The following is a 24,046-nucleotide window of genomic DNA, read 5'->3' as shown; positions in this document are numbered from 1 at the left end:
ACTTGGCATAGATTGGTTCCATGTTATTCACTACCTTCCAATCGTGTCGGTACTTCTTCATCATTCATTGAGTCAATCCTATCCAGTTCATCAGCCAATGCTCCTGCATGCTTTGAGACTGCTCGTAACTTCTGTTGAACTTTATCTGTGTTCATCCCTACTTCAACGGTAATGCCTTTTACTTCTGTCATTGTTTATCCCTCCACAATTCATAGTTAATTGCATAATAAAAAGCCCACACTCAAATGAATGCAGACTTTTATTGCAAGATGTAAGGTGAGACATACAAGGATTTGTACCTTGTATGGTAAATTTCGTGGTATCTCATTTCTGCCCAATATTGCTGAAGCTTCAGCACCCTTTTACCGAGAGCCATTAGCTACACCGCTACATTGCATCAGGCGTTGATGTTTCGATGGTTTCACCGTTGTTACAAATAAGAAGTTTAGCTTTAAACTCTATACTTGTTGAGAGTTTCTGCAACATACTTAATTCATTAGCCAACTTTTCTATTTCAACCAATCCCTCACTTTGTAATTTAGTAGTGACCAGCTCAAGTTGTTTTAATGACTGTTGAATTAATTCTATATTCTCCTTATATTTTCCTAAAACATTTTCAGTATCCAATATCTCACCTTGATTTTTTGTGTTGTTAATCATTTGATCGACTCTCCCTTTCTCTCTATAAAGTCATCATTACGCTGTGGTCTTTGACACGAGATATTAATAAACATCTTAGGATATGGCATGAAACCATCTCATAAACCTTATTTAATTAGCACTATTATAAAGTTGTTAAACTTATTTAACAATATTTTTTTCTTTCTACGAAATAAAAGAGCCACACCCTATTTGGATGTGACTTGATTATTTATAATAAATTTTGAGACTTAACATTTTTACCAGATACAGCAAACTTGTGGTTTTCTTCGTCAAAGCTTAAAGTGAACCTAAATTCATTCATTAAGCTTCCTGTGTAATCACTAAGTCTCAGCGTCGGACTAACCCAAAACACGACTTCATTTCCTTCCATCTTCCAACCGTTCTCAAAGCCTTTGTGCTTTTCTTCAAGACGTGTTTCGATAGATTGACCGTTATTACTGATTGTGTTCTTTACTAAATCAATAAAATTAATTTGTGCTTTTATTTTCATCTACCTCACCTCCGCTTACACTAATCAAAGTGTTTATGGTATTATATGGTTATAAATATAAAAATAAAACATAAAAGAGGCCACCAATTTAGTAGTCTCCAATGCTTTTTTTCAGAATATACATACAAGTGACCCGAGCTTATTATTGTAAGGAAATTAATTCTTCTGGGCTAATTTCCATGCCTACTTCTTCTTGTTCTAATTCATTCTTTTGCTTTTCTTTTGTCAAAATACTCACCATCAATAAATATTAAATAGTCCATTTTTGGTTATGACTCTTTTAGATGTATAAAGAAAGAAAAAGCATACAAAATAAGATTATAGTGTCCCTACACTATTTAGGGGCTGCAGTGATTTCACTCGCTGTAGCTTTTTAAATAATAAAATGGTTTAATGCCTAACATAATTCTCTATTTTAATACATAAAATGAAAGTGTTCTGTCAAGATGTTTTAGATGTTACACCTATTAATCCTTGAGAACCTGATACTTCCTCTTAAAGTTCCTTAAGGGTATTTTATTTTGCAATGAACTATACAAACCTAGTAATGCAATTATAAATAGTAGTGTTAAGCTAATTTTGCTTAGCTTGGCATCTCCCGATTTGTTTGTTTAGGGTCATTTCTAGCCTAGTGTAATTAATATTTGTTTTAGTGATCCCATAAAGGTTAAAGGTATTTTCAATATTAGATAAAACGACAAAAGGTATTCGGAACGTGGTCACTCCGAATACCTTTTAAAATACTTCACAGTATTATCGAAACTTGGAGCATCAATGCTTTCGTTCGATGCTTAATAAAATTATTGTTGACGCGATTCTGTCATTTGCTTCCACACAGAGCCTTTTGCTTCTTCACCCTGTTCAATACGAGCAATTGCCATCTTCACTTGGAGTTTTACTTCAAACTCTTTATCGTCTTGTGCTGCCTTTAATGCTTGTAACGATTTCTCTGTGCCCACTTCATATAAGTACATCGCTGCGCGCCAACGAACAAGCTTATTTTTGTCCTGTAACGCTTGTTGCATGGCCTCTTCAAATTCGACTAAACCTAGGTCACTCATACAATCCCCTGCAGTACGACGCACCGCGGCACTTTTATCCTGCAAAGCTTTTTCCAAATACGGTACAACCGAAACATCTTCAATCATGCCTAAATAGACCGTAGCTAGGCGTCGAATGGACATTTGTTCATCTTGCAACGCTAAATCTAAAAGTGGTAAATCGTCTAGTTCAGGATCAGCCATTTGGTCGAGTAATTGGAATCGTTTTTCCCACTCAGGTTGTTGGAACTGCTCCACAGAAATTTTTAACTTAGCAGGCTTTTGATTAATTTTCTCAGAATCATTTATCGTTGCCACAATTTCAGCTAAGCGCTCCGCTGAATAGGTCACATCGATTTCCTGCTTCACCGCTTCGGCAATTTCCTCAAGCTCCCCATAACGTACGCCATAGTCAATCCACTTACGCTGGAAAATATAATTTTCATCTACATCCGTTTCGATAATTTTGTTAAAGGTTTCGACAAAACGCTCTCCACAGCTCACACGGTGTTCTCGCTGATTATCAAACACCTTTACTTGTAGAGGCACTTGTTTGTAAAACTGTACATGGACGTACACTTCACCATAAAATTCATTCGCCATCTGTATGTCATTAGCTTCCTGTACATCTTCACCCAACACTTGTCGAATACTCGATAAAATACCTTCCCAGGCGTACTTCGCATTACGTTCGACCGCAAAGAAATCAGCTACATGATAAACACCTTTAACGCCTTCAATTGCTAAAATAGCTGCCGCCTCGCCAGTAGCTTGGTCTTTATTGTCCTTTGTAAAGTTATAGCTTTTACCAAACGGTAACTCCGTATCCACGATAATTTTCATAGAGTTAGGACTTGGTGTCGGTTCAATTGTTATAATCTTCATGTAGTACGCTCCTTATCCGTTTACGATTTCATCTAAGTACGACCATCTTTCAATGAGATGCTCATAGTGTGCATTTAGCTCCTCTAGTTTAGCCGTTAAGTCCTGCAGCTTCGTAAAATCAGCACCCGCGTTTGCGATGCCTTCCTCTGCTTCCATAATTGCTGTCTCTGTTTTTTCAATATCCACGGCAATGGTTTCCCATTCTTTTTGCTCTTTAAATGATAATTTTTTCTTCTCTGCCTTTGGCTTATCCGCCTTCGGTTTCTCTATTTTTGGTGCATCCACCTTGACAGCTGCCTGCTGCTCACGCTTCTGTAAGTATTCACTATAAATATCGAGTGACTCTTCTACATGACCTTGACCATCCAAAATCCATAACTTCTTGGCAATCCGATCGAGGAAGAAGCGATCATGGGAAATGGTGATAACCACGCCTGGGAAATGCTCAATGAAATCCTCTAATACCCCTAGTGTTTCAATATCTAAATCATTTGTAGGTTCATCCAGTAACAACACGTTAGGTTGTTCCATTAGTAACTTTAATAAATGCAGGCGTTTACGTTCCCCACCAGATAGCTTGCCGATTGGCGTACCATGCGCATGCAGTGGGAATAAGAAGCGCTCAAGCATTTGGGCAGCCGAATAGCGTACCCCCTCTGCATCTGTTATATCATTGGAAGCTTCACGAATATATTCAATCATGCGCTCGTTTTCATTCATTTTCGGTAAAGTTTGCTTGAAATGTGCTAGTTTCACTGTTGAGCCGACGTGAATCTCGCCAGCATCTGGTGTAATCTCACCCGCCAGCATATTTAGTAATGTTGATTTACCAACACCGTTGGCCCCAATAAAACCGATACGATCACCCTGTTGCAGTAAAAAGGCGAAGTTCTCTAGAATTTTTTGTGCGCCATACGCTTTTGAAATGTTTTCAGCCTCTAATACTTTACGGCCAAGACGAGTCGTTGCTAAGCCCATTTCAAGGGACACGTCATCTGTCTTACGTTCTAGATTATCCTCTAACTGTTCGAATCGTTGAATACGGGCCTTTTGCTTTGTTGAGCGCGCCTTAGCCCCACGACGAATCCATTTTAATTCCGAACGGTAGCGGTTGCGATCCTTTTGAGCAGATGCCGCAGCCATTTCTTCACGAATAGCACGGGCCTCTAAAAAGTCACCGTAATTCCCCGTATGACGATACAAGGTCTGATTGGCTAACTCATAAATATGTGTCGACAGTTCATCTAAGAAATAACGATCATGGGTAATGAAAATGACAGCACCCTTTAAACGTAAAACCATTTCCTGTAGCCATTCCGTAGACTGTACATCTAAATGGTTGGTCGGCTCGTCCAGTAAATAAAGGTCAGCCGGTTCTATTAATACTTTCGCTAACGCGACACGTTTTTGTTGACCCCCTGATAGTGTCAATACATCTTTATCAAACATTTCAATGCCAAGCTTTGTTAGTGCTGTTTTGGCAAGCGCATTGACATCCCACGCCTGCTCCTCATCCATACGATGCTGTAAGCTAAATAACGTTTTTTGTAGACTTTCAGATGTTGGATTTAAAGCGAGTGCTGCAACGGTCTCTTCATATTCACGATTAAGTTTTAAAATCGGTGAATCACCTGAAAACACGGCCTGTAATACAGTTTCGCCGCCATTAAAAGTCGGCTCCTGTGGTAAATAGGCTACGCGGTATTTATTTGGTCGGTCAATGTCCATCGCATCCGCTTCGATTTGACCAGCTAGAATAGAAAGCAATGTTGATTTACCAGTACCATTAATGCCGATTAAACCTGCACGCTCTCCTTCATAAAGGGTAAATTCGATATTTTGAAAGAGCGTTTTATCGCCCACCGTTTTCGTTAAATTTTGTACGATTAAATGACTCATTACGTTTTCCATCTCTTTCGTTTTAGGTGTTGTTAGTGCCCACACTATTTTTACATGTAAACATCTCTATCTATACTTTTTATTGATATCCTTGTTTATCATAACATCAAACAAAAGGTAAACAAAGGACAACAAACTTTTCCTCATGTGTAAAGTAGATGGACTTCAGGCATATACGCATATACGCTCTTCGTTACGCTATTTTTATTAAATAGAGAACCCTTTGACCTCAAAGGTTGAGGATTCATAGAAAGCCACAATCCCTGTTTCGCCTCGTTCCTACGTTGACATACTTTGTCACTTTAAAGCACTAATTTTTGATTATCCCTATTCACGGGGATGACTTCAGTCACCGCCGTTGGAAACAGGGCAACAATTTTGACTTCTCACGATGGTGTAAATTAGAAAATAGTGGAATGAATACGATGACTCATGATTTTGAGGAAATCATCTATGATCGTAATAAATTCATTGCTCTACTAGAAATCTTCTTGCTATAGTAACCTCAACGATGACACTAAAAATAATATTCTATTACAAACTACTCAATCAATGCTTGCTCAAGCTAAAACAGCCAGAAGGAATCTTGCAACTTCTCAATGAAATATTTCAATTCAAAGAGGCTTTGAACAAAAGAGAAAAAGTGTTAGATCGACATCGGGACTGACCCCTGTATATAAGACAGAGATCAAAAAAGCATTTACCCAACCAGTTGTCGATATTGTACCGGCGACTGGTTGTTTAGTTTCGCTTGTATTCGGATATAGTTATAATACTTTACATAGTCTTTGACAGTTTGTTCTACGATTGCCGTCGTAGTACGCCTTAAATTGTCTAAGTAAAATGTTTCAGACTTTAATGCAGAATGAAATGATTCAATTGGGGCATTGTCAGCGGGCGTACCTTTACGGGACATGCTCATGATAATGCCTTTCCCTTTTACGGCCTGTTGATATCGATAAGACGTGTACACCGAACCTTGGTCACTGTGTAGTGTACACCCATCGGGTAAAGTACCTAGTTGGGATAAGGTATTCAACACAAAATCAGTATCTTGGCAATCACCAATCGAGTAGGCGATAATCTCGCCATTATATAAATCTTGAATACTTGAAAGATACAATTGTTTCTGACCAAATGGCAAGTAAGTAATATCGGTAACGAGCTTTTGTAAAGGTGCAGTTGCCTCAAAATTACGGTTCAATAAATTATCTGCGATATAGTAGGGTTGTCCAGTTTGTTTCCGTTTTTTTACTTTTACTCGACACTGCCAACCATATTTTTGCATGATACGTTGCACGACTTTATGATTCACGCGTATTTCTTGGCGTAAGAGTGCAGTAATTTTCCGATAACCATATCGGAATTTATGCGCACGACAGAGTTCTCCAATATGTCGTTCAATCGCCTGACGAGACCTTGCATCCGCAGATGCCTGTTTCCAACGATAGTAGGTAGATCGTGCAATTCCTAAATGTGCACATATATCCTTCACGCACAACGTTTCTTTTAGCGTCTCTACTAACTGTACAGCTACTTCTCCAACCACTTCCTCTCCAACTCTGCGTACTTTTTTAAAACCTCAATTTGTTGCTTTAAATAACGGTTCTCCATTACTAATTTTGTTTGTTCATTCTCATATTCAGGACCTTTACCAAAGGTATATTGTTTACCTACAGGTTGTTCAAATCGGTGTATTTCTCCGTTTCTATACCAACGCATCCATGTTTCCACTTGTGTTTTATGCCTTATATTTAATTCAATTAAAACCTGCTTCGTTGGTATACCAGCCAATCGCATCTCAATAGCCTTCATTTTTACTTCGTATGGATAACTCACTCTTGTTCCCATAGAAAAAACACCTCCTAATTGAAGTTTAGGTATCTAAACCCGAATTCAATCGAAGATGCTTTTTTTATTTGTCTATACTTTTGGGGTCAGTTCCATCAGTCAATCTAACACTTTTTTTGCTGTGAACGTTGATGTCCGCTACGGCGGACGCTTTCCGGGGGGCGTGGCCTGAGCCTGTTAGTCTCAGGCGTCACGCTAATCCCCCAGGAGTCGCCGCCTTCGCTACCATCAACTAGTGCTCTCTTCTAAATTTTATTGATGCCAAAAGGAAGAACGTCTAAATTTTTCTTCATTTTAGATAGCAACAATTTAATAATACCTTTGCTCCTCTTTCTTAAAATTTAAAGTTTTGTCCCAGCCTCTTTCTGTACAATTTTTATATGCTGATTTACTTCAAATCCATTTTAAATAGCAATCCTATAAAAAAATTTTTCACAATAAGCAGACACATTTATCTTTCACATGCCCAACCATCACCATCACGGTCATGTTTTTTAGCATAAGCTGGGTGAGAAGAATCTACTCCATTTGGATAATCCTTACGAAGTTCTGTGCAATTTTTATATGTTGATTTACTTCCATTTGAAGTATTAGTATTTGACGAGCTGCTTGGTTTACTACTTGTTGTCGCATTCGGATTTTTTGAACTTAAATTAGAATCTACGACATAGCCCTCAGAAGAAGAAGTTGTAACGTATGACCACCCAGCGATTGTAGAATGAACTGATACTTCTTCATTTTTATAAAGTTCTCCAACATTCATTCCCGAAGGACTAGCAATATTCCTCACAACAAGGTTACTCGATACAACGTATTTAGTTGTTGGTTTCGTATTACTCATAAAGTTAGTAGCTGCATACCCAATCACATTTCCATACTGTACTAATGACAATCCGTCTCTTACTGATCCAAAGTCTTTTACGACCATCTTATGTTGCAATGTGGCAACCGTCTTCCCTTTTAATGAAGGAGTTTCTTTTACAACTAAACCACTTTTAGAGCTAGCTATTTTAATAGTATATTGAGCATCTTCAAGTGCAGAACCATTAATATAACCATCTATGATTTTATCGTCGCTAGTTAGATATGTTATACGAGAAAATGAAACGTTATGATTCTCGCTAATTAAAGTAACAAAAGTGCCTTTCTCTACATTACCTAGCACTTTGGAATTAGAATCTGGTTTTTCATATACCTTAGTTGAAGAATTTATAATTTTTACTTCTTTAAAAGTATTTGCGTCAGCTACATCAAATTTGAATGTAAATGCTAACAATAATGTCATGAATATTACTAGTGTTTTAATTTTCATGTGTAAGTCTCCCTTAAAAAAATGTGCTAACAACAAGTCCATTTGTTGCAATAATTATAGTAGGTATTTTCAACAAAACTTTATAGACAAACCGAAAGTTTCAGTTTGTCTATAAGATAAGTTTAGATAAAATTAATGCTACCTTTTACTCCAAAGCTTTGGAAACAAAATTAAACATATAAGTGTTCATCTTAGGACCACCATTCATAGGGTTACCATTAATAACGAATGAACCTCTATGAACACCTACAATTTGATTGTCCCTGTTTATCAATGCTGAACCAGATTGTCCTGGTGCAGTATCAATTGTATAAAAGGCTACAGATGCATCCTCTCGCGTAATATAACCCCCCATACCGAATTGGGAAATTTCACCACCCGCCTGCATTAAATCTCCCGGATAACCAAAAATATCGATATTTTGATTAAGAAGAGTATTTACTTGTCTGATGCCAAGAGTACCTGCAACATCTCCCGCCTGTTTATTGTCTTTTGAGACGTCTAAAACAAGAACAGCGAAGTCTTCGGAACTCGAACCAGTAGTAGCCCAATTCGCAGCTACAGCATAATCATTGACATTATAAGAACCAAACAATCCAACACTATTATTTACGCCAGGGTAAACCTTTGCACTAGTTATACTGTCTTTTGTTTTTGGATCTATTACACAATGTCCATTTGTTAGAACCTTATTTTTGCCAATTAAAGTACCCGTACAAGAACCACTTGTCCCATCAGGCCACTCTAATTCAATATACGTAATTGCACTATACGGAAATTCTTTCGTATTCTCTACTTTTTCTCTACTATCGTCACCAATGACAATACGCGGTGTGATTAATATTGGGGCACTCGCAATAGAGTCGTCATTAATAATAACTGGTGGCGGTGTAATATCGATATAGGAATGATTTTCTATGAGGGAATCAATCTGAACGGGTGAAATTTCTCCTGTACCTTCAACACTTGGTATTTCATTGTTAAATTGTGCATTATCGTTACTGTATTCTTCGTACTTAATTACCTCACCTTTTGAGTTTATCATGTCATACGGATGGGACACTTGACTAGCATCAAAAGAAAAATTCCCTAAAGACCCTTCCGCAAAAACATGCATTGGAACTAATAAAAAGATAAGCATAAAGAAAAACTTAAAAGTATTTTTTTTCATTCTATTCCTCCTTTTGGTTTACTTCTTACAGTTTACTGGAAACACAAGGGAAAATAAAGATAATTTTGAAAATTTGTAATTTAATATCTATTTCAATTATTCGAAATACATTTTATATTTTTTTGATTTTTTGATGATGAATAATATGAGCATATCTCTTATGAAAAAAGCTGAGTAAAAGTGAAATTAGTGTAAAAATGAGAGGAATTGATTTTTAGTAGGATTTTGTTGTCGCCAATCTTCACCAGACCGACTAACTGAATTGTACCGATTAAAATCATTACTAATAGGAATGTATTACTATCTTTCGTTACCATCCACTATATCCACCGGCACAACCCACTGGTGGTGAATGTACTCAACAAAGAATTACCTAAGTAATAAAAAAAGACCACCTCTTATGAAATGGATATGTCTTTCTTGCTATTAAACTAACTATATTGTTTGGGATCCTTTCCCCTGTGAGAATGTAATACTTGAAGAAGCAATTGCTCTAATTGAACAATCGCACTTCGTTTGTTGAATAAATAAGATTATACCTTTTTGAAAATGCCATCAAAGTAATCACGCCAATAATCAACTAGCCAATTATTGTAGCTATGATACAAAGGCAGCAATTTCTCAACATCCTTAGCATGTATTAAACAACCTCTATCATCATACATTTGAAATATTATGTCCTTATCCGTACTAATAAAGTACACAGATTGTCCAATGGCAGGTTCTCTTCCTTGTTCATAATTCCCTATACCTTCAAGTATTTTCTGGTAGGGAACAGACATTAATTGTGAGTATACTAATTTCACTTTGTATTCATTCTTAACTTCTATTGTTTGACCCGTTATCTTATCATCATCTTCATGTATATCGAATAAAGTTTCCTCTTCTATATTTTGATCACTTAATAAATCATACAGATATTGTGGAGTAGTATTGCCAAACATAATATCTTCTGTAACTTCCCAATCTTTTAGATAAATATAAATAGAATCATCGGGTTTGAATACTTCTTCAAACAATGCAGTAACTCTTGTAACAACTTGATTTATTCTATCTTCAGTTCCATTTTCATATGGCTCACCTAGTTCAAACCTTAGATGCAATTCACTAGTTAGGTTCGGGAAATTGCTATCTATATATTTCAATATTTTTTCCTTCATTGGATTTACTCCCTTATATAAATTCTGTAAAATCCCCATCATTAAGCCTATCTTATTTAAGTTATCAGACCTTTTCTATTGTAACCCAAGAATGGCAGTATTCTAAGATAGAGAAAAGTCGGTTATCTCTCAAGAAGACTAGCCAAACGAATTAAGGCAAAATAAAAAAAGTCCGGTAGAATACCGAACTTCCCCTTATCGGCTGATTACCCCTTATTCACTGCCATTAATCCCCTTTCCCCTTTGCTGTCCATGTGCCTTCTGCCCTGTAGTTTGAACATGTTCAGCCAATTCAGTCTGCGCTTTTTTATTTGTTTCTTTGTTTGACGTTTATTCATCCTATATCCTTCCTTTATGTTTTACTCCCATGTTGTTTTATCATGTTAAATCCCTGTTCCTGACATTTTCTACATCGCTCAAAATGAAAAAAATAGAAGATTGGTAGCCATTGTAATAGTTCTAAAAAACCTTACGTGTTGCGATATATTTGTTTGAGTTGTGCAACAATCATGATGCTGATGACGACAAGTAAAAACCAAGAACTGATTTTACTAACATGCACAAGTTGCCAAGTCACAGCTTGATTTGGATACTGCCATGCGCCAAAGAATGTCGCAATATTTTCGGCAATCCATATAAAAAAGCCAATCAAGAAAAATGAGAAAATAATTGGCATCTTATATGTCGTTTTGCGCACTGTAAATTTTACATATGTGCGAGCAAATACAATGAAAAGTAATATCGTTAACACCCAGCGAAAGTCATAAATAAAATGATGGGTGAAAAAATTGCCATAAATCATTAACCCTAGTGGGATGGTAAAATAACTTGTTGGCCAACAATACATCTTTAAGTTAAAACGTCGCCATGCTTGACATATATAACTAGCAACACTGGCATACATAAAACCGCTATATAATGGCACGCCAAAAACTTTAGTCATGGCTTCTTCTGGATAGGACCATGAATTAAAATTAACTTTATATATTTCTAACACAAGTCCAATAATATGAAATAATAATATAACCTTCATCTCATCTTTTGTTTCAAATTTGAATTTATACATTAAAAATTGAGCGATTAGACAAATAACTAGAATAAAGTCGTAACGTGCTAATCCAGGTATATTAATAGTTTTTGACAGCGCCAGTGTTATAAAAATCACCACTGGAAAAATGCACGATAGAGATTGATGGTAAGCAAAATAAAATAAATCTTTGATTTTTTTCATTTTCATATCTGCCTCAGCATGCTTAATTTTGTCCCTCGACAAACCCCTGCTTCGTTTTGTAACCATGTAAACTTCCTCCGAAATGACAATGTGTCTACTAAAAATTGTATGCTAGCTAATGCACGCTTGAAGAAAATTGGTATCTGCGTATGAGCGGGTCACCATCGGACAGCTACTCCTTCCTTGTGCAAATCCTATTTCTTTTTAGCATGTACTATTTTTATAATATAGATAATAACTACAAGTCAATACTTTTTTATCGCAAAACAATAAAAAAGTATTGTTTTAGATACATTAACCCCTTGGTTTTTCACAAAAAAAAGCCAGGTGCTCATTACTTATAAGTCCTGGTTATCTGTTGTTGTTAAGCTTGGTTTCATCGACAAATACATCATCATTGCCTAGACTTCTGACAGCCAATACGACAAGCTCTTGCAAAACCGCATTACTCGAAAGGACGATTATGAATTTACGTCAACGGTGCGGGTATTAAAAAGAGAGGTAGTCTTCAAAAAGACCACCTCTCTGCTTACTGCGATTAGACTGTAGGAGTACCTCCCCCCTGCTACTCACAGCATCTTTTTAGGAATGTTTGTTTTTATTTCCCTATTTCATTTTGTAATTGCTGTAAAAAGCTTTCCATAAATTGATGGCGTTCTTTAGCCATTTGCTTACCTTTATCCGTTGTCATTAAATCCTTTAACGATAAAAGCTTCTCGTAGAAATGTGTCACGGATGAGGTATTTTTACTGCGATATTCTTCCTCAGACATTGCTGTGCGCGCTTCTTCTGCCTTATCGTACAGCTTCCGCCCCTTCGCGCCACCGTAGGCAAATGTACGGGCAATCCCTATTGCACCAATTGCATCTAGTCGATCCGCATCACGCACAATTTTCGCTTCAATCGAAGTGGCCTCCAATTCATTGCCACCATTAAACGATACTTGTGCAATGCAATCACGAATATGTTGCTTTTTTTCCTCACTCATTGGCAGTTCGGTAATGAGTTGTTCTTCCTGTTCTTTACTATCGGTATACTTTTTATCGCTAACATCATGCAAAAGCACTGCAATTTTTACAACCTCTGCATCTGCCTCAGGTTCTGTATGTAATATCGCTAACGCATTGTGATAAACGCGCTCAATATGTTGAAAATCGTGGCTCGCATCAAATTGCTCATAAATGCTACGCACCTTGTCCATTAAATTATTCATCAAGTCTACTCAATCCTTTCTCTTTGCAAATCCCACATAAATGGATACCAAAACTATCTCCACAGCCGCTATGTGACTTACTCAATAATACAAGATTTTTATTCATTTATCACACTTAAATAAAGATTCAACGAATCCTTTACTTTGCTTTGTCCTTCCAATTTTTGTCTTACTTATTTATACTTTATTATACCGAGTGATGATAGATAGATATTACATGCTAACTATTTCACTGTAGGTCATGACAAAAGCTTACCCTCTGACATCCTAGAAACCTGAGTGATGATTTGATGTTTATGAGCGAGAGTTGACGCGAGCATTGATTCAACAAAACCGCTCGAGTAAAGTCGCATTATCCTGAATTAAAAGCGTACGGCTAAAATCGCCCTGGGGCTGCCAATGCAAGTGTAGAGTTCGATATTGAAACACTGAGCCCGACTTATCGCTTGCTTATAGGGGCCCGGGTCGCTCGAATGCCTTCGAAATTTCAAGCAGACTTGGTCTACCTGAATCCATTATTAATCGTGCGAAAAGTTTCACAGGTACTGACATAAATTAAAATTTGACAAAAACGAGGAGGAATACACATGGAAAACCTACGTGCTGCATTGCATGCTGTTAAGCTTGGACAGGTAGCAGAGCAAATTTTGCAGTTCGCAAAAAATTCAATTCGTGCTACGACAACACCAACAGCAGATGATGCCATTCAAATCGGACAATCTAAAATTGGCGGTATGCCCGATGTACCGACAGATTTTGTATGGCCCACTACCAATAATGACCAACCATTATACTTCCTATGTCAGCTCAATTTAACGGAAGTACAGCCATATGATTCAGACAATTTATTGCCACATGAGGGGTTGTTATCCTTTTTCTATGATGCTGTGGGACAACCCTGGGGCTATGATCCAAATGATGGTGATGGCTTTCACATTTTCCATTTTACACAAACACCTGACCGTTTCCATCGAATGCGGCAACCCGCAGCATTGGATGACCATATTGATAGCGCGGTGTTACACTTTAGAAATGAATGGACACTCCCCTCATGGGAGTCTCCCTATGCAGAAAATTTAGAAGACATTTTAACAGCGGAGCAACAGGATACCTACAATGACTTTTTATATGATTGGGGCGATAAAGAGACAACAGAACAAACGACACATCGTATAGATGGACATCCTGATATGATTCAAGGGGATATGTATTTACAATGTCAGCTTGTCACAAATGGTTTATATTGCGGCGATGCAACTGCCTATAATCACCCATTACGCAAGGAGCTTGAAGCACACGGAAAAGATTGGCATCTCCTATTACAGCTTGATTCGGAAGAAGGTCTCGGCTATATGTTGGGCGATAGCGGTAAACTATACTTCTGGATTCGCAAAGAAGACTGCAAAAATAAAAAATTCGATAAAGTATGGACGATTTTACAGTGCTATTGACTATTTGTACGTGACGATTTCAATGGCTTTCATCCATTCGTGATGTTTCATCAGGCATTAATATATTCACATTTACAGTGGGAGGTACTACCATGAAAACTGAGCAATTTACCAAAAATGAAACATTATGGCTACAACTTGAGCAAGAACTATTTTCTAAACAATATAAAATCGAAACAGACGACTATCCGGCTAAAATCATCACCCCTTCGTTTTCACTAGACGACATCACGCTACATGAAGTACTCTGTCACTATCAACAGCTTGCATTGTTAGATGCATTTCGACAAGAACTTAACTTTGAGACACAGCGCTACTGTCTTTCTCGTTTCACTAACAAGCACCAATCATTAGCCTACTTACCCTTGCTGAGCTACTATGCAATAAATTTAAGGAAGTATGGTGCAAGTTTTGAATATTTAACAGTGCAAGAATTATTAGCAACCATTAAAAAATTAGATATAGAAACTTACAACTCATTGCTTACAATAGGCTCTGGCACATTGCCAGCACATAAACAACAACTGGAATCCGACCTAATTTTTTGCCAAGCAAATGATGTACTGGCAAAGATTACGATTCAAATTAAAGAGGAAAGCGAAGAGGCTTATCGCCAAGCATTAGCCTACTTAAATGCTTTATTAGAAGAAGATTTTCCTAAAAGCTATAGCATTCATTATGAAGGCAAGAGTAACTTAGTGCTACCAATCGAGCATTTACCTGTTACATCATCACATCACTTCTTCGCGACAGCTGTCAGCTACCCTAATCTACATGCTGCACTAGTCGAGTATAGCTATAAAGCAATGGCACAATATCATTTTTATCAAGATGTCGATGACGAACAGGCTGCGATGCCAAGTACATTCGCCGTTTTTGGTCTTGGTCTATACGATAAAAGCTACGGCAAGCTTGTCATCGACTATATGTATGAATGCGATGGTGACCATTCACCAATGCCTGAATACTTTGCGAAAGCTTATGTTGAAACATTTGGGCTAACACCGAAAACATTGCCCGTCTTTGTATGTACGGTACTATCTGTACAAGAAGTTCCGTATGATGCTTTCTTTGAACAAGCTATGAGCACCGATGACAACTTGCAATGGTTTGAAAAATTTATGACGACACCACTACTAGAGCTTTGTCCATATATTCCTCTGGAACAACACGAAGAAATGGAGCAATATAAGGATATGGCTGTAGCGCAGCTTTTATATACATGCTTTGGCATCATCCATTTAAATGACTTTACTAGTTCAGCATTTATGCGCATTCCAGAACCATATCGTACACGCTTTGAGCCAATTATTAACGAACTTATATAAGGAGTATTTGCATGCAAATTGCCTATCAAGAAATGTTAACGATACCTTGGCATCGTTTAACAACCGCCTATGGAAGAGGTACAAAAATTCCAGCATTAATCGAAATGGAGCAATATGATAAGCTTGCACAATTAATTGAACATCAAGGCACGCTATGGCAAGTTACACCATGGGCTATTCAACAGCTTTTACAGACATTGCCGAATCGACCTGTAACAAGTGTAAAGAAGGAAGAAATACAAGTATATCTTGTGGTTGCTTGTGCTTTTACATGGGATGGATTGACATCTAGCCCCGTGCAACATATGGATGAACTGCTGCAGGAAAAATGGCTTTGGCCAGAAGTTGAAGAGGAAGATGAGGAGGAATGGGAAGAAGAGGAACCACGTGGCTATGAAGAATGTGCTTTTATGAGCTACTATGTTTACAGTGAATATCAAATGCGTGAGGCGATTCCCTTATTCCAAAATATCGCCACTATGCGAAAAGATTTAGCTCCGATTTTGACTGAACTACTTGAGCTATTGGAAAACCGCCAAAAGCTATGGGAAGCAATGTGATTAGAAGGCCCGTGCTATGTGCGCAATGAGCCAAAGAAAAAGATTACTATGATTGTGGAGCAGTCTGATAACTTTCTATATCGTAGGATAACATAAAAAAAGAGCGACCTTTACGATACGCACGACGAATAGCCAGCTATATTTTTGTCAGATAGCTGGCTTTTTTGCTCACAATTACTATAGAATATTGACATCTGAAGCCTCTGGATCCACTTCTCCAGCATGAGCAGCGCTCACAACTAGGTCTAAGTCGCGCATAACCTCACTAAAATGCACAGTCGGCACATCGGCAAGTTTAAGCTGTTTACTTGTCAGTCTTCCAACAAATGTTACCTCACCTCTTGTAGTGTCGAGGCTTCCACTTCCGCAGCTGTAAAATAATCATAAACAAAGTCCTGTTATTATTTTTCACTTGCTGTATTCCCCATTGCAATCGAAATTCTATTCCAACTGTTGATTTGATTGATAATTAGAACAAGATCAACATATTGTTGCTCGTCATAGTATGCACGTACTCGCTTATAGAGGTCATCTGGCACTCTTTTTGTAGGAATGAAAGTAATATGCTCAGCTAGTTCTAGCGCCACTTTCTCTTCAAGAGTATAAAAAGTACATTCATGCCAAGCATTTAAACAATAAATACGCTGTTCAGTTTCCCCCATCTTACGAGCATCAGATGTGTGCATGTCTATGCAGAACGCACACCCATTCATTTGAGAGACTCTAATTTTAATAAGCTCCCTAGTTGCTCGATTAATCGTAGATTTCTTCGTGTATGCTTCCATATCCATCATGATTTTCATAGCGTCAGGTGCAACATCGTAGTAGGCAACTCTTTGACTCATCAGGCAAGACTCCTTTTATTTTAAGATAAAACAATTATAACCAAACGAGAACATTTGTGCTAGTTTTTAGCTGCATAACATTTGAATGAAAGGAAATTTGTGCTGTCTAAGAAAAGTGGCTCATCTCTGCCAATCAATATAAAACATCCTCAATATTGTGTCCCAATACCTGCAGGGGCAAAACTGTTGACTCTGAGTATTCCTTACATTCTACATTACTTCCAATTTTCCCTTCCTCCGCTATACCGCTCCCAATCTACTCTCCATTCCTAATTTCCATTAATATCAGCTTGTCGTTCTAATATTCAGTACCAGTACCCTTAACTAATCGTAGCTACAAAGAATTTATAAAACTACAGGAGCTTTCTATGAGCATAAAAAAGGACTTGTGTGGAATTTTTACACAAGCCTTATGGTTATTGTTTCTGAAAAGAGGCTAATTACTCCTCATATACCTGTTACACTATCAATAACTGTAGATTTGCCATTAATACGAATATCAATCGTATCAAGGTTAGGGTCTAACGTTAATTTATAGACATGCTGTTTTACTGCATTATCGTGTTGATTGGTAACATCTAACTTGATTATTAATGTGTCACCTTGCGTTTCAAGGTCTGTTGTAACTATTCCTTTTGACCGAAAAACGATATAAGAAATATTCTTCCCTTCATTGATTATTTGAAGTGTATTGTTGTCATCAATTACCCCTTGTACTTTATTTGGAACAATCTCAATTTCACTAATACTTAACGCTGATGAATTACATGCAGTTAAAAAAATACTAACAAAAACACTAAAAGTGATTTCTTCAATCCATTTCACTCCTTAACTTCTTTCTTCATTAACTGGATATCCATTCTATGCGATTAAAGCATATCGGCGTTTGTGTACAGCTAAATGAATCCTCCGGCCATTTTTAAACGAAGAGTTGAACCAATACGAAGATCAGCTTCATGTCATTCAGTATACGTAAATAACTAAAATGTTGTCCTGTAATAAGCGCGTGATGACTAATGTAAAATTAAAAATTGAGTATAACGGGATTTAATGTAATTGAGTATAGAAAAACCCCGAATAGGTTCACTTTTTTAAAGTATCCACTATGCGGGGTTTAGTTCAATTGACACCAATGTAGTTCTTTTTTTATTGTTTTTCGTAATATTGCAAAATCCCTTTATAGATGGATTCAGCAAATTGCTCAACATATTGATCATCTGTCATTTTAGCACGGTCTTCACTATTTGTTAGGAAGCCTAGCTCAACTAAGATGGCTGGAATATTCGTATTAGCGCTCACAATGTGTTTTTCTTCTTTGACCTTACGATTTTTCATATTTAAGTTATTTACTATTTGATTGTTTACAAATGTCGCAAGATCAATGTCTTCTTCATACATATCACCTGGTGTTTTTGCGTAATATGTTTCGGTACCTTGTGCAGCAGTATTCGCTGCTGAGTTAACATGGATACTTACGAAGATTTCACCGTAATTAGCATGTGTAAAGTCAACACGATCTTGTGGTGTAGGAAATGTATCCCCTGTTCGAGGCATCAATACCTTTGCACCTGCAGCCTCCAATTTATTCTTAACAAGAGTACCAACTTTTAATGTAATGTTTTTTTCGGAAAAAGATTCGAAAGAGGTTCCTGGATCCTTGCCACCATGACCTGGATCAATAATAATAATTCGATCTTTTAACGGATTACCACTTTGATTTAATAGCTTTAAGTAAGACTTATGCACGTAGCCCGTTTGATCTTCAAAAGTAACTTGTGCCCAGTAATCATAAATACTGTTCACTTGAACATATTCACCCTTACTAAGCTTACCTAAAACCGTAGACGTAGAGTTAGCCTCTTTACGGATATTTAAATTGTCAACTGTCACTCGACCAAGTAAGTCACCTGTAACTGGTGGCGTGATTGGATCTGGGTCTGGCTTTTGGGCTGGATCTGGAGCAGCAGGCTGTTCTACTGCAACATCCTCTGTACTATTCGCTACGATATAGCCTGGTACATCGTCCACTTCTGTTAAATAGTAGCCATTAACCGTCTTATAAACGGGTAATTTCACTTTACTATTCACAGTCGAAATAATCTTTGAAGAGGAGCTTGCTTTAACGTAAACATTAATAGTTTGTGTTGTTGTTACTTGCTTTTGAACATTCCCTAAAGTATTACCATCTGCATCTAAAAACTGAGCATACGTTTTGTAAATATAAGTATAGGCATCTTTTGACGAGACTTTTAACCAGTCTCCTTCGACTGCATAGACTGATAGTCTATCACCTTTATTCACTGTACCCACAATGTTAGCTTTAGATGAAGAATCTTTAGTATTACGAATATTTAATCCGTCAGTCGTTACTTGAACTGACCCAATAATCTGTGATGCATCAGGTACATCCACATCTTTTACAGGTAACTCTAAACGATACTTTTCACTTTTTGCACGCGCTACAAATAACGCGAACTGCGCACGTGTCACTTGGCCATTTGGTTTATAAGTTTGACCGCTTCCCCTTGTAATACCGTTGAAGTAAATCGTATTGACATATTGCATATAAGGATGTGTCACATCTACATCAACAAAAGGTGAATCTACTTTTTCATATGCACTTGAATCAAGCTTAAATGCTTTTGTTAATACATAACTCATTTCATCACGAGTTAAAGGCATATTCGGCAAGAACTTCCCCTTAGTATTTGTCGCAAAGTAACCAAGCTGTATGGCACGTTCTACATAGCCCGAAAGCTCAGTACCGACTGTTACATCTGAAAAGCTTGATTTTTTGACGACTAGTGGTTTGTTCTCTGAAGCAACAACGACCATCTTGGCAACTTGCCCACGCGTTACGTTATTATTAGGCTTGTAATATATTTTCCCTTTTTCTGTATATCCTTTAATAACACCTAAATTAACTAAATAATTGATTTGTTCATAAGCTTCATGGTTGGAAGCAATATCTTCAAAACCACCACTTGCACTTGCATTATGTATGGTAAATATAGAAGCTGATATGAGTAAGATGCATAACATAAGACTAATTTTCTTGAGGTACAATGTCCTATTTCCTCCCTTCCTATTCTTGTGTCTATTATAGCAAAATTTCACACATGAAACTATCATAAGAATGTAATCATTTCCTTTTCCAGTTAAAATCAAGCGATACTTCCAATATAAACCTCACACTTTTTAATAACTTTCTTACGTACTAACCTACCGTTAGTTGACTAGTAACAATCTTTTAGAAAATCAAACCCACAAAAAAGTTGTGCGCAAATTCCGAACACCAGAAAGCACTTATCAGAATAGAGGCTTTGGGGTTACGCACTTTCAACGCATAAAACAACGACCAACAAACGAAGTTTAATTCGTTCATTGATCGTTTTGTTCCAACACGTTTAAGCATTGATAAATTGTTCCGGTTCCAACTTTGTAAGTCTTTCGATTGAAACGCCTTAATAGTCTTTAATGATAGCGTTGCGTTGCATTGGAAGTTCTAACGATGTCAATCTACCCTACATGTGATGTGGAATATCAATTTCATTAGCCTGATTAATAATTTTCTAATTTAAATTTATGTTTACAGTTTCTGTACTTTGATTTACATATTGAACTGATACATAAGGTGCTTGATAGCTAGTGAAAGCATTCGTATGTTCTCCAGACCAAACTGCATTTGAAGTAGAACTTGTTCCTATTGTAGCGTCTGACCAATACACATTTTTCAGATAAGATTTAGAAGCAAAATTATCGCCACCAACTTGAGCAATTGACGTTACACGTTTTAATGAATTGCCTGTTCCACTTTTTTTCCATCCATTTGCAGTAGCATTTACCACAACTGTACGCTTGACCCCATCTGTAGCAATCCCACTTACACTAAGCTCCACAGTATTATCAGAGGTTACATAAAACTTCATAAAAACAGTTTGTCCACTTTTAAAACGAGTTGTTGACGTACCACTGGAAGGGCGAGTCCCATTCACAGAAATAAAAGGTGCCCAATTATCTAGTGTTGGACTATGTTGTAATCCCGCATCTACTTCTACCGAACCACTATGTCCACCTAAATAAATATAACCTGTATCCGTTGAATTACCATAACTTACGTCATTCCCACCAGGTATGTAAACATTTGTAGACATCCACGAATAACCTGAATTTGATAATACCTTTCTGTATGGTCCCGTACCAGTTGATGCAGCATCAGCTTGCGTTGGGATTAATAACACAAGTAAAGAAAAAATAGAAAAGATAGATAAAATACTAATTAATTTTTTCAATATACTACCCCCTAAATTTTATTTCACCTTACACTTTATACTAAAATAACAAATTTGTAAATATTTAATATAAATGTAATATTGTACTAGTTCTAAATCTTAAACAAACTGTGAAGGAGCTATTCACTGAAGAGGGCTTTCTTGAGCTTCGAAGGATATAACGTGCCCGTTTATACATTGTGGAAGCTTTAAATTGGTTTGATAAATAGAGAGAATTCGCCCTTACAAGTACAAAAATAGTTTATAAGTGTCATTTACACTTATAAACTATTTTAAAAATTATATTCTATTTTATATACTTAGAACGAACAATGGTCCTTTTATATGGCTCACCTTGTATCGTTTCACCAGCAATATTTAAAGTTATATTATAGACACCAGACTTTTTATTCGCTGGAAAATTTACCATAAAGTTTTGTTCATTAACCTTTTGTATTTGTAGAGAGGAAGCAATATCTTTACCTGTTGGATCTAATACACGTAAATCGAAAGTAAGTTTTTGTAACTGGTGGTTAGCTTGCATTGTGATGATATTATTCGTTTCTAATGCTACTGTTGGAATACTCACCTTAATCAAAGATGGACCCCCGTGTTGAACTGCCAGTAAATACGCATTATCTCCTGCCTGCGTGCTAATATTTAGCTTCCATTCCCCCTTCTCAGAAATAACGTCAGTAAACGTATGGGGTACTACGCCATTAAAGAAGGAGGCTTCTTCCATTGATTTGATTGTCTGGTTGGTATATTTTTTTCCTGAAGGAGATAACAACTCTATCTTATCACTAGTTAATCCTGTCCATAATTTAACATTACCGAGTGTAGCATCCACATAAAAAGAATGTGTCACATCATTTGACGGTTGTAACTTTCCTCCATAAAAATAATGAGAAGCATCCAACTCTTGAAACGTATCAGATTGAGAAAAGTATTCATGGTTTTCAACGATATGAGCAGTAGAAGCAGACTGTAAATACTGTTCCAATCTAGAAAATACTGCAGATCCCATGCGAATACGGTCATGGTCAAGTGAGGTATCGGTAAATAAATGCGTTCCGTAAGATAATTTAGTGCTTGTCTCTTTGACTAATCCATCGTTTGGATCGGAAAGATATAGCCCCCCCATCCAGAGTGCAGATAGAAATGGTCCTGTATTAGTACCAGCAATTGTATAATAGCGGTTCTTGCTTACGTTGGGGTGATTGTCTATTAATGAGCGAAAGTGTTCCATTTCCCCAACTTGAAGTGAATAAGTGCCATCATCTTTTTCACCGAGTAATGTAGCTAGCCAACCTGCCCACCAGCTATAGGCAAGATCAGCTAACTCTGATCCATAATGAGGGGAACCTAAAGTAAAGACCCTACCAACGTACGAATGAGCATCATTAAGAACTAATGCTGCTTGGGTATCGGGCCCACCCTTACTATGGGCAATGATATTTAATTTTTTTCCGTTAAAATGTTGACTGATTTCTTTTAAAATAGAGGCTAATAATTTTCCATTATCGTATTGACTATAAGAACCTTTACCTGCCGCATCGTATAATTGAAGAAATACAGTTTGATACCCTGCTTCATAAGCTTTTGTATACATGTCATTAAGACCGTGATATTCTGTTTGACTATACCAACTTGTAGCGTTACCGTTTTTCCCTTGAACGAAAACAATAGGTGGTTTATTCGGATCAACATTAGATGGAGTTTCTCCTAGAAACCACTCTCCAGGGGTATAGCTTTCACCTGGTGGCTTCAATCCATAAGGTTCAATCAGATTTGAGGCAAAAACATCTGAAGTAGAAAAAAGTATAATTGTGACCATTATTAATAACGAACCCAATTTTTTCACATTGTTTTCCTCCTAATCATTATTGATGAAGTTCGTAAAGCTGTAGAAAAGCAATTCAGCATAATCCCATAAAAACTCTCGATTACAACATTACCGTAACCTGTTTCCTTTGCGAGACATATCTTGTGTAGTCCAAGTTCTTTTAAGGTGTGTCGATATTGACTCATTTGCTAGTCTTTGATGACAATGAGAGATAATCAGCTATATTGTAAAGTCTATAAAAACAAGTGTTGATTATCGGGTATTAATGATCATAAATATGTCTCGAACATGTATGTCAAACAGAGACAAACTAACCCCACCGTCCATCTATCCCAATATTCTATAAAAAGGAAATGATTCCCTTCTAATTTAGACAATAAAAATAGCGTTATGTTATATGTAAAAAATTGAAACGCTGTCATAACTGCTGGGCGTACCTATTTTTATTTCCTTTTACCAATCATCTTAGTGGGACTATATTTATGGGATTCTTCCTAGCAATGATGGCTAGTTGTTTAATGTTTAAAATCCTAACGGGCGCTTCAAAGGAAATTATTTGATATCAAATGCTGTTCAAAATCGGTGTCCGATATGAAGTGTTAACAAAGTCTATTTATAAAGAAATATTCTTAGTTTTTCTATTCCCTGCGATAGTTGGTATTTTACATGTATTGGTTGGCATGAACCTATTTTCAACAATTTTAGCTGAACCTTATTTCCGTGTTTGGCTGCCAATTAGTATATTTGTAGCTATTTACACAATATACTACTATATTACCGTTCAACTTTATAAAAAAATAGTTCTTCCGAAATTTTGAAGAAAAAATCTC

Annotated in this window: 19 protein-coding genes and 2 pseudogenes; 5 read left to right on the top strand and 16 right to left on the bottom strand. The window is 36.9% G+C overall.

The window, feature by feature from the left end:
• Nucleotides 1–23: 23 nt before the first annotated feature.
• From C9J31_RS09520 to C9J31_RS09470, 11 genes are all read right to left on the bottom strand, one after another.
• Complete coding sequence (locus tag C9J31_RS09520) at nucleotides 24–191, bottom strand: hypothetical protein (protein WP_193767041.1); 168 nt, start codon at nucleotides 189–191, stop codon at nucleotides 24–26.
• Between the two features lie 196 nt (nucleotides 192–387).
• Complete coding sequence (locus C9J31_RS09515) at nucleotides 388–660, bottom strand: hypothetical protein (protein ID WP_107948882.1); 273 nt, start codon at nucleotides 658–660, stop codon at nucleotides 388–390.
• A 211-nt stretch (nucleotides 661–871) separates the two neighbouring features.
• A complete protein-coding gene (locus tag C9J31_RS09510; RefSeq protein WP_107948880.1) occupies nucleotides 872–1,153 on the bottom strand; it encodes a hypothetical protein in 282 nt (93 codons plus the stop codon).
• 800 nt (nucleotides 1,154–1,953) lie between these two features.
• Nucleotides 1,954–3,078, bottom strand: coding sequence for a conserved virulence factor C family protein (locus tag C9J31_RS09505; protein ID WP_107948878.1), 1,125 nt, complete (start codon nucleotides 3,076–3,078; stop codon nucleotides 1,954–1,956).
• A gap of 12 nt (nucleotides 3,079–3,090) precedes the next feature.
• Complete coding sequence (locus tag C9J31_RS09500) at nucleotides 3,091–4,977, bottom strand: ABC-F family ATP-binding cassette domain-containing protein (protein ID WP_107948876.1); 1,887 nt, start codon at nucleotides 4,975–4,977, stop codon at nucleotides 3,091–3,093.
• Nucleotides 4,978–5,677: 700 nt separating this feature from the next.
• Nucleotides 5,678–6,828 (bottom strand): IS3 family transposase gene (locus C9J31_RS09495; RefSeq protein ID WP_211634924.1). Its coding sequence is split into 2 segments (ribosomal slippage): nucleotides 5,678–6,555 and nucleotides 6,555–6,828, totalling 1,152 coding nucleotides; the frame shifts between segments, so codons are not numbered across the junction.
• A gap of 451 nt (nucleotides 6,829–7,279) precedes the next feature.
• Nucleotides 7,280–8,140, bottom strand: coding sequence for an excalibur calcium-binding domain-containing protein (locus C9J31_RS23965; protein ID WP_193767004.1), 861 nt, complete (start codon nucleotides 8,138–8,140; stop codon nucleotides 7,280–7,282).
• A 145-nt stretch (nucleotides 8,141–8,285) separates the two neighbouring features.
• The gene (locus tag C9J31_RS09485; protein ID WP_107947930.1) at nucleotides 8,286–9,311 is read right to left on the bottom strand and encodes a trypsin-like serine peptidase; all 1,026 of its coding nucleotides are present in this window, start codon (nucleotides 9,309–9,311) and stop codon (nucleotides 8,286–8,288) included.
• Nucleotides 9,312–9,844: 533 nt separating this feature from the next.
• Nucleotides 9,845–10,471 (bottom strand): DUF3885 domain-containing protein, encoded by a 627-nt coding sequence (locus tag C9J31_RS09480; RefSeq protein WP_107947932.1) that lies wholly within the window; start codon nucleotides 10,469–10,471, stop codon nucleotides 9,845–9,847.
• A 469-nt stretch (nucleotides 10,472–10,940) separates the two neighbouring features.
• Nucleotides 10,941–11,702: a DUF817 domain-containing protein gene (locus tag C9J31_RS09475; protein WP_107948257.1), complete on the bottom strand. Its 762-nt coding sequence runs from the start codon at nucleotides 11,700–11,702 to the stop codon at nucleotides 10,941–10,943.
• Between the two features lie 598 nt (nucleotides 11,703–12,300).
• Nucleotides 12,301–12,915 (bottom strand): HD domain-containing protein, encoded by a 615-nt coding sequence (locus tag C9J31_RS09470; protein WP_107925745.1) that lies wholly within the window; start codon nucleotides 12,913–12,915, stop codon nucleotides 12,301–12,303.
• A 347-nt stretch (nucleotides 12,916–13,262) separates the two neighbouring features.
• Here C9J31_RS09470 and C9J31_RS24255 point away from each other — a divergent pair.
• The 4 genes and pseudogenes from C9J31_RS24255 to C9J31_RS09455 form a co-directional block, all read left to right on the top strand.
• Nucleotides 13,263–13,465: pseudogene (locus C9J31_RS24255) on the top strand (hypothetical protein); the annotation flags it as partial.
• 37 nt (nucleotides 13,466–13,502) lie between these two features.
• On the top strand, nucleotides 13,503–14,366 hold the full coding sequence (locus C9J31_RS09465) for a YwqG family protein (RefSeq protein WP_107947933.1): 864 nt from the start codon (nucleotides 13,503–13,505) through the stop codon (nucleotides 14,364–14,366).
• 92 nt (nucleotides 14,367–14,458) lie between these two features.
• Nucleotides 14,459–15,694 (top strand): DUF6138 family protein, encoded by a 1,236-nt coding sequence (locus tag C9J31_RS09460; protein WP_107947935.1) that lies wholly within the window; start codon nucleotides 14,459–14,461, stop codon nucleotides 15,692–15,694.
• An 11-nt stretch (nucleotides 15,695–15,705) separates the two neighbouring features.
• Nucleotides 15,706–16,254, top strand: a complete 549-nt coding sequence (locus C9J31_RS09455) for a hypothetical protein (protein ID WP_107947937.1) — start codon at nucleotides 15,706–15,708, stop codon at nucleotides 16,252–16,254.
• Between the two features lie 401 nt (nucleotides 16,255–16,655).
• On the opposite strand, the gene C9J31_RS09450 is transcribed toward C9J31_RS09455, so the two are convergent.
• The 5 genes from C9J31_RS09450 to C9J31_RS09430 form a co-directional block, all read right to left on the bottom strand.
• Nucleotides 16,656–17,099 carry a carboxymuconolactone decarboxylase family protein gene (locus C9J31_RS09450; RefSeq protein WP_054768703.1) on the bottom strand — a complete coding sequence of 148 codons (444 nt, stop codon included), beginning with the start codon at nucleotides 17,097–17,099 and terminating at the stop codon, nucleotides 16,656–16,658.
• Between the two features lie 447 nt (nucleotides 17,100–17,546).
• Entirely contained in the window at nucleotides 17,547–17,924 is a 378-nt protein-coding gene (locus tag C9J31_RS09445; protein ID WP_107947938.1) for a peptidylprolyl isomerase, read from the bottom strand.
• 321 nt (nucleotides 17,925–18,245) lie between these two features.
• Complete coding sequence (locus C9J31_RS09440) at nucleotides 18,246–20,165, bottom strand: N-acetylmuramoyl-L-alanine amidase (RefSeq protein WP_107947940.1); 1,920 nt, start codon at nucleotides 20,163–20,165, stop codon at nucleotides 18,246–18,248.
• A gap of 506 nt (nucleotides 20,166–20,671) precedes the next feature.
• Nucleotides 20,672–21,391: a YrpD family protein gene (locus tag C9J31_RS09435; RefSeq protein ID WP_107925754.1), complete on the bottom strand. Its 720-nt coding sequence runs from the start codon at nucleotides 21,389–21,391 to the stop codon at nucleotides 20,672–20,674.
• A 286-nt stretch (nucleotides 21,392–21,677) separates the two neighbouring features.
• A complete protein-coding gene (locus C9J31_RS09430) occupies nucleotides 21,678–23,207 on the bottom strand; it encodes a lipase family protein (protein ID WP_107948259.1) in 1,530 nt (509 codons plus the stop codon).
• Nucleotides 23,208–23,683: 476 nt separating this feature from the next.
• On the opposite strand from C9J31_RS09430, the pseudogene C9J31_RS09425 reads away from it, so the two are divergent.
• Nucleotides 23,684–24,034: pseudogene (locus C9J31_RS09425) on the top strand (ABC transporter permease); the annotation flags it as partial.
• Nucleotides 24,035–24,046: the final 12 nt, after the last annotated feature.

This window comes from Lysinibacillus parviboronicapiens (assembly GCF_003049605.2).
GTDB classification, from domain to species: domain Bacteria; phylum Bacillota; class Bacilli; order Bacillales_A; family Planococcaceae; genus Lysinibacillus; species Lysinibacillus parviboronicapiens.
Note: the sequence above shows the minus strand (reverse complement) of the source record. Positions and strands in the feature narration are given on the sequence as shown.

Excerpts from the sequence above, each read along its gene's own strand:
- C9J31_RS09470 (WP_107925745.1), bottom strand. The coding sequence starts at position 12,915 with ATGAATAATTTAATGGACAAGGTGCGTAGCATTTATGAGCAATTTGAT.
- C9J31_RS09430 (WP_107948259.1), bottom strand. The coding sequence starts at position 23,207 with ATGGTCACAATTATACTTTTTTCTACTTCAGATGTTTTTGCCTCAAAT.
- C9J31_RS09485 (WP_107947930.1), bottom strand. The coding sequence starts at position 9,311 with ATGAAAAAAAATACTTTTAAGTTTTTCTTTATGCTTATCTTTTTATTA.
- C9J31_RS23965 (WP_193767004.1), bottom strand. The coding sequence starts at position 8,140 with ATGAAAATTAAAACACTAGTAATATTCATGACATTATTGTTAGCATTT.
- C9J31_RS09515 (WP_107948882.1), bottom strand. The coding sequence starts at position 660 with ATGATTAACAACACAAAAAATCAAGGTGAGATATTGGATACTGAAAAT.
- C9J31_RS09465 (WP_107947933.1), top strand. The coding sequence starts at position 13,503 with ATGGAAAACCTACGTGCTGCATTGCATGCTGTTAAGCTTGGACAGGTA.
- C9J31_RS09475 (WP_107948257.1), bottom strand. The coding sequence starts at position 11,702 with ATGAAAAAAATCAAAGATTTATTTTATTTTGCTTACCATCAATCTCTA.
- C9J31_RS09455 (WP_107947937.1), top strand. The coding sequence starts at position 15,706 with ATGCAAATTGCCTATCAAGAAATGTTAACGATACCTTGGCATCGTTTA.
- C9J31_RS09505 (WP_107948878.1), bottom strand. The coding sequence starts at position 3,078 with ATGAAGATTATAACAATTGAACCGACACCAAGTCCTAACTCTATGAAA.
- C9J31_RS09520 (WP_193767041.1), bottom strand. The coding sequence starts at position 191 with ATGACAGAAGTAAAAGGCATTACCGTTGAAGTAGGGATGAACACAGAT.
- C9J31_RS09450 (WP_054768703.1), bottom strand. The coding sequence starts at position 17,099 with ATGAGTCAAAGAGTTGCCTACTACGATGTTGCACCTGACGCTATGAAA.
- C9J31_RS09510 (WP_107948880.1), bottom strand. The coding sequence starts at position 1,153 with ATGAAAATAAAAGCACAAATTAATTTTATTGATTTAGTAAAGAACACA.
- C9J31_RS09460 (WP_107947935.1), top strand. The coding sequence starts at position 14,459 with ATGAAAACTGAGCAATTTACCAAAAATGAAACATTATGGCTACAACTT.
- C9J31_RS09480 (WP_107947932.1), bottom strand. The coding sequence starts at position 10,471 with ATGAAGGAAAAAATATTGAAATATATAGATAGCAATTTCCCGAACCTA.
- C9J31_RS09500 (WP_107948876.1), bottom strand. The coding sequence starts at position 4,977 with ATGAGTCATTTAATCGTACAAAATTTAACGAAAACGGTGGGCGATAAA.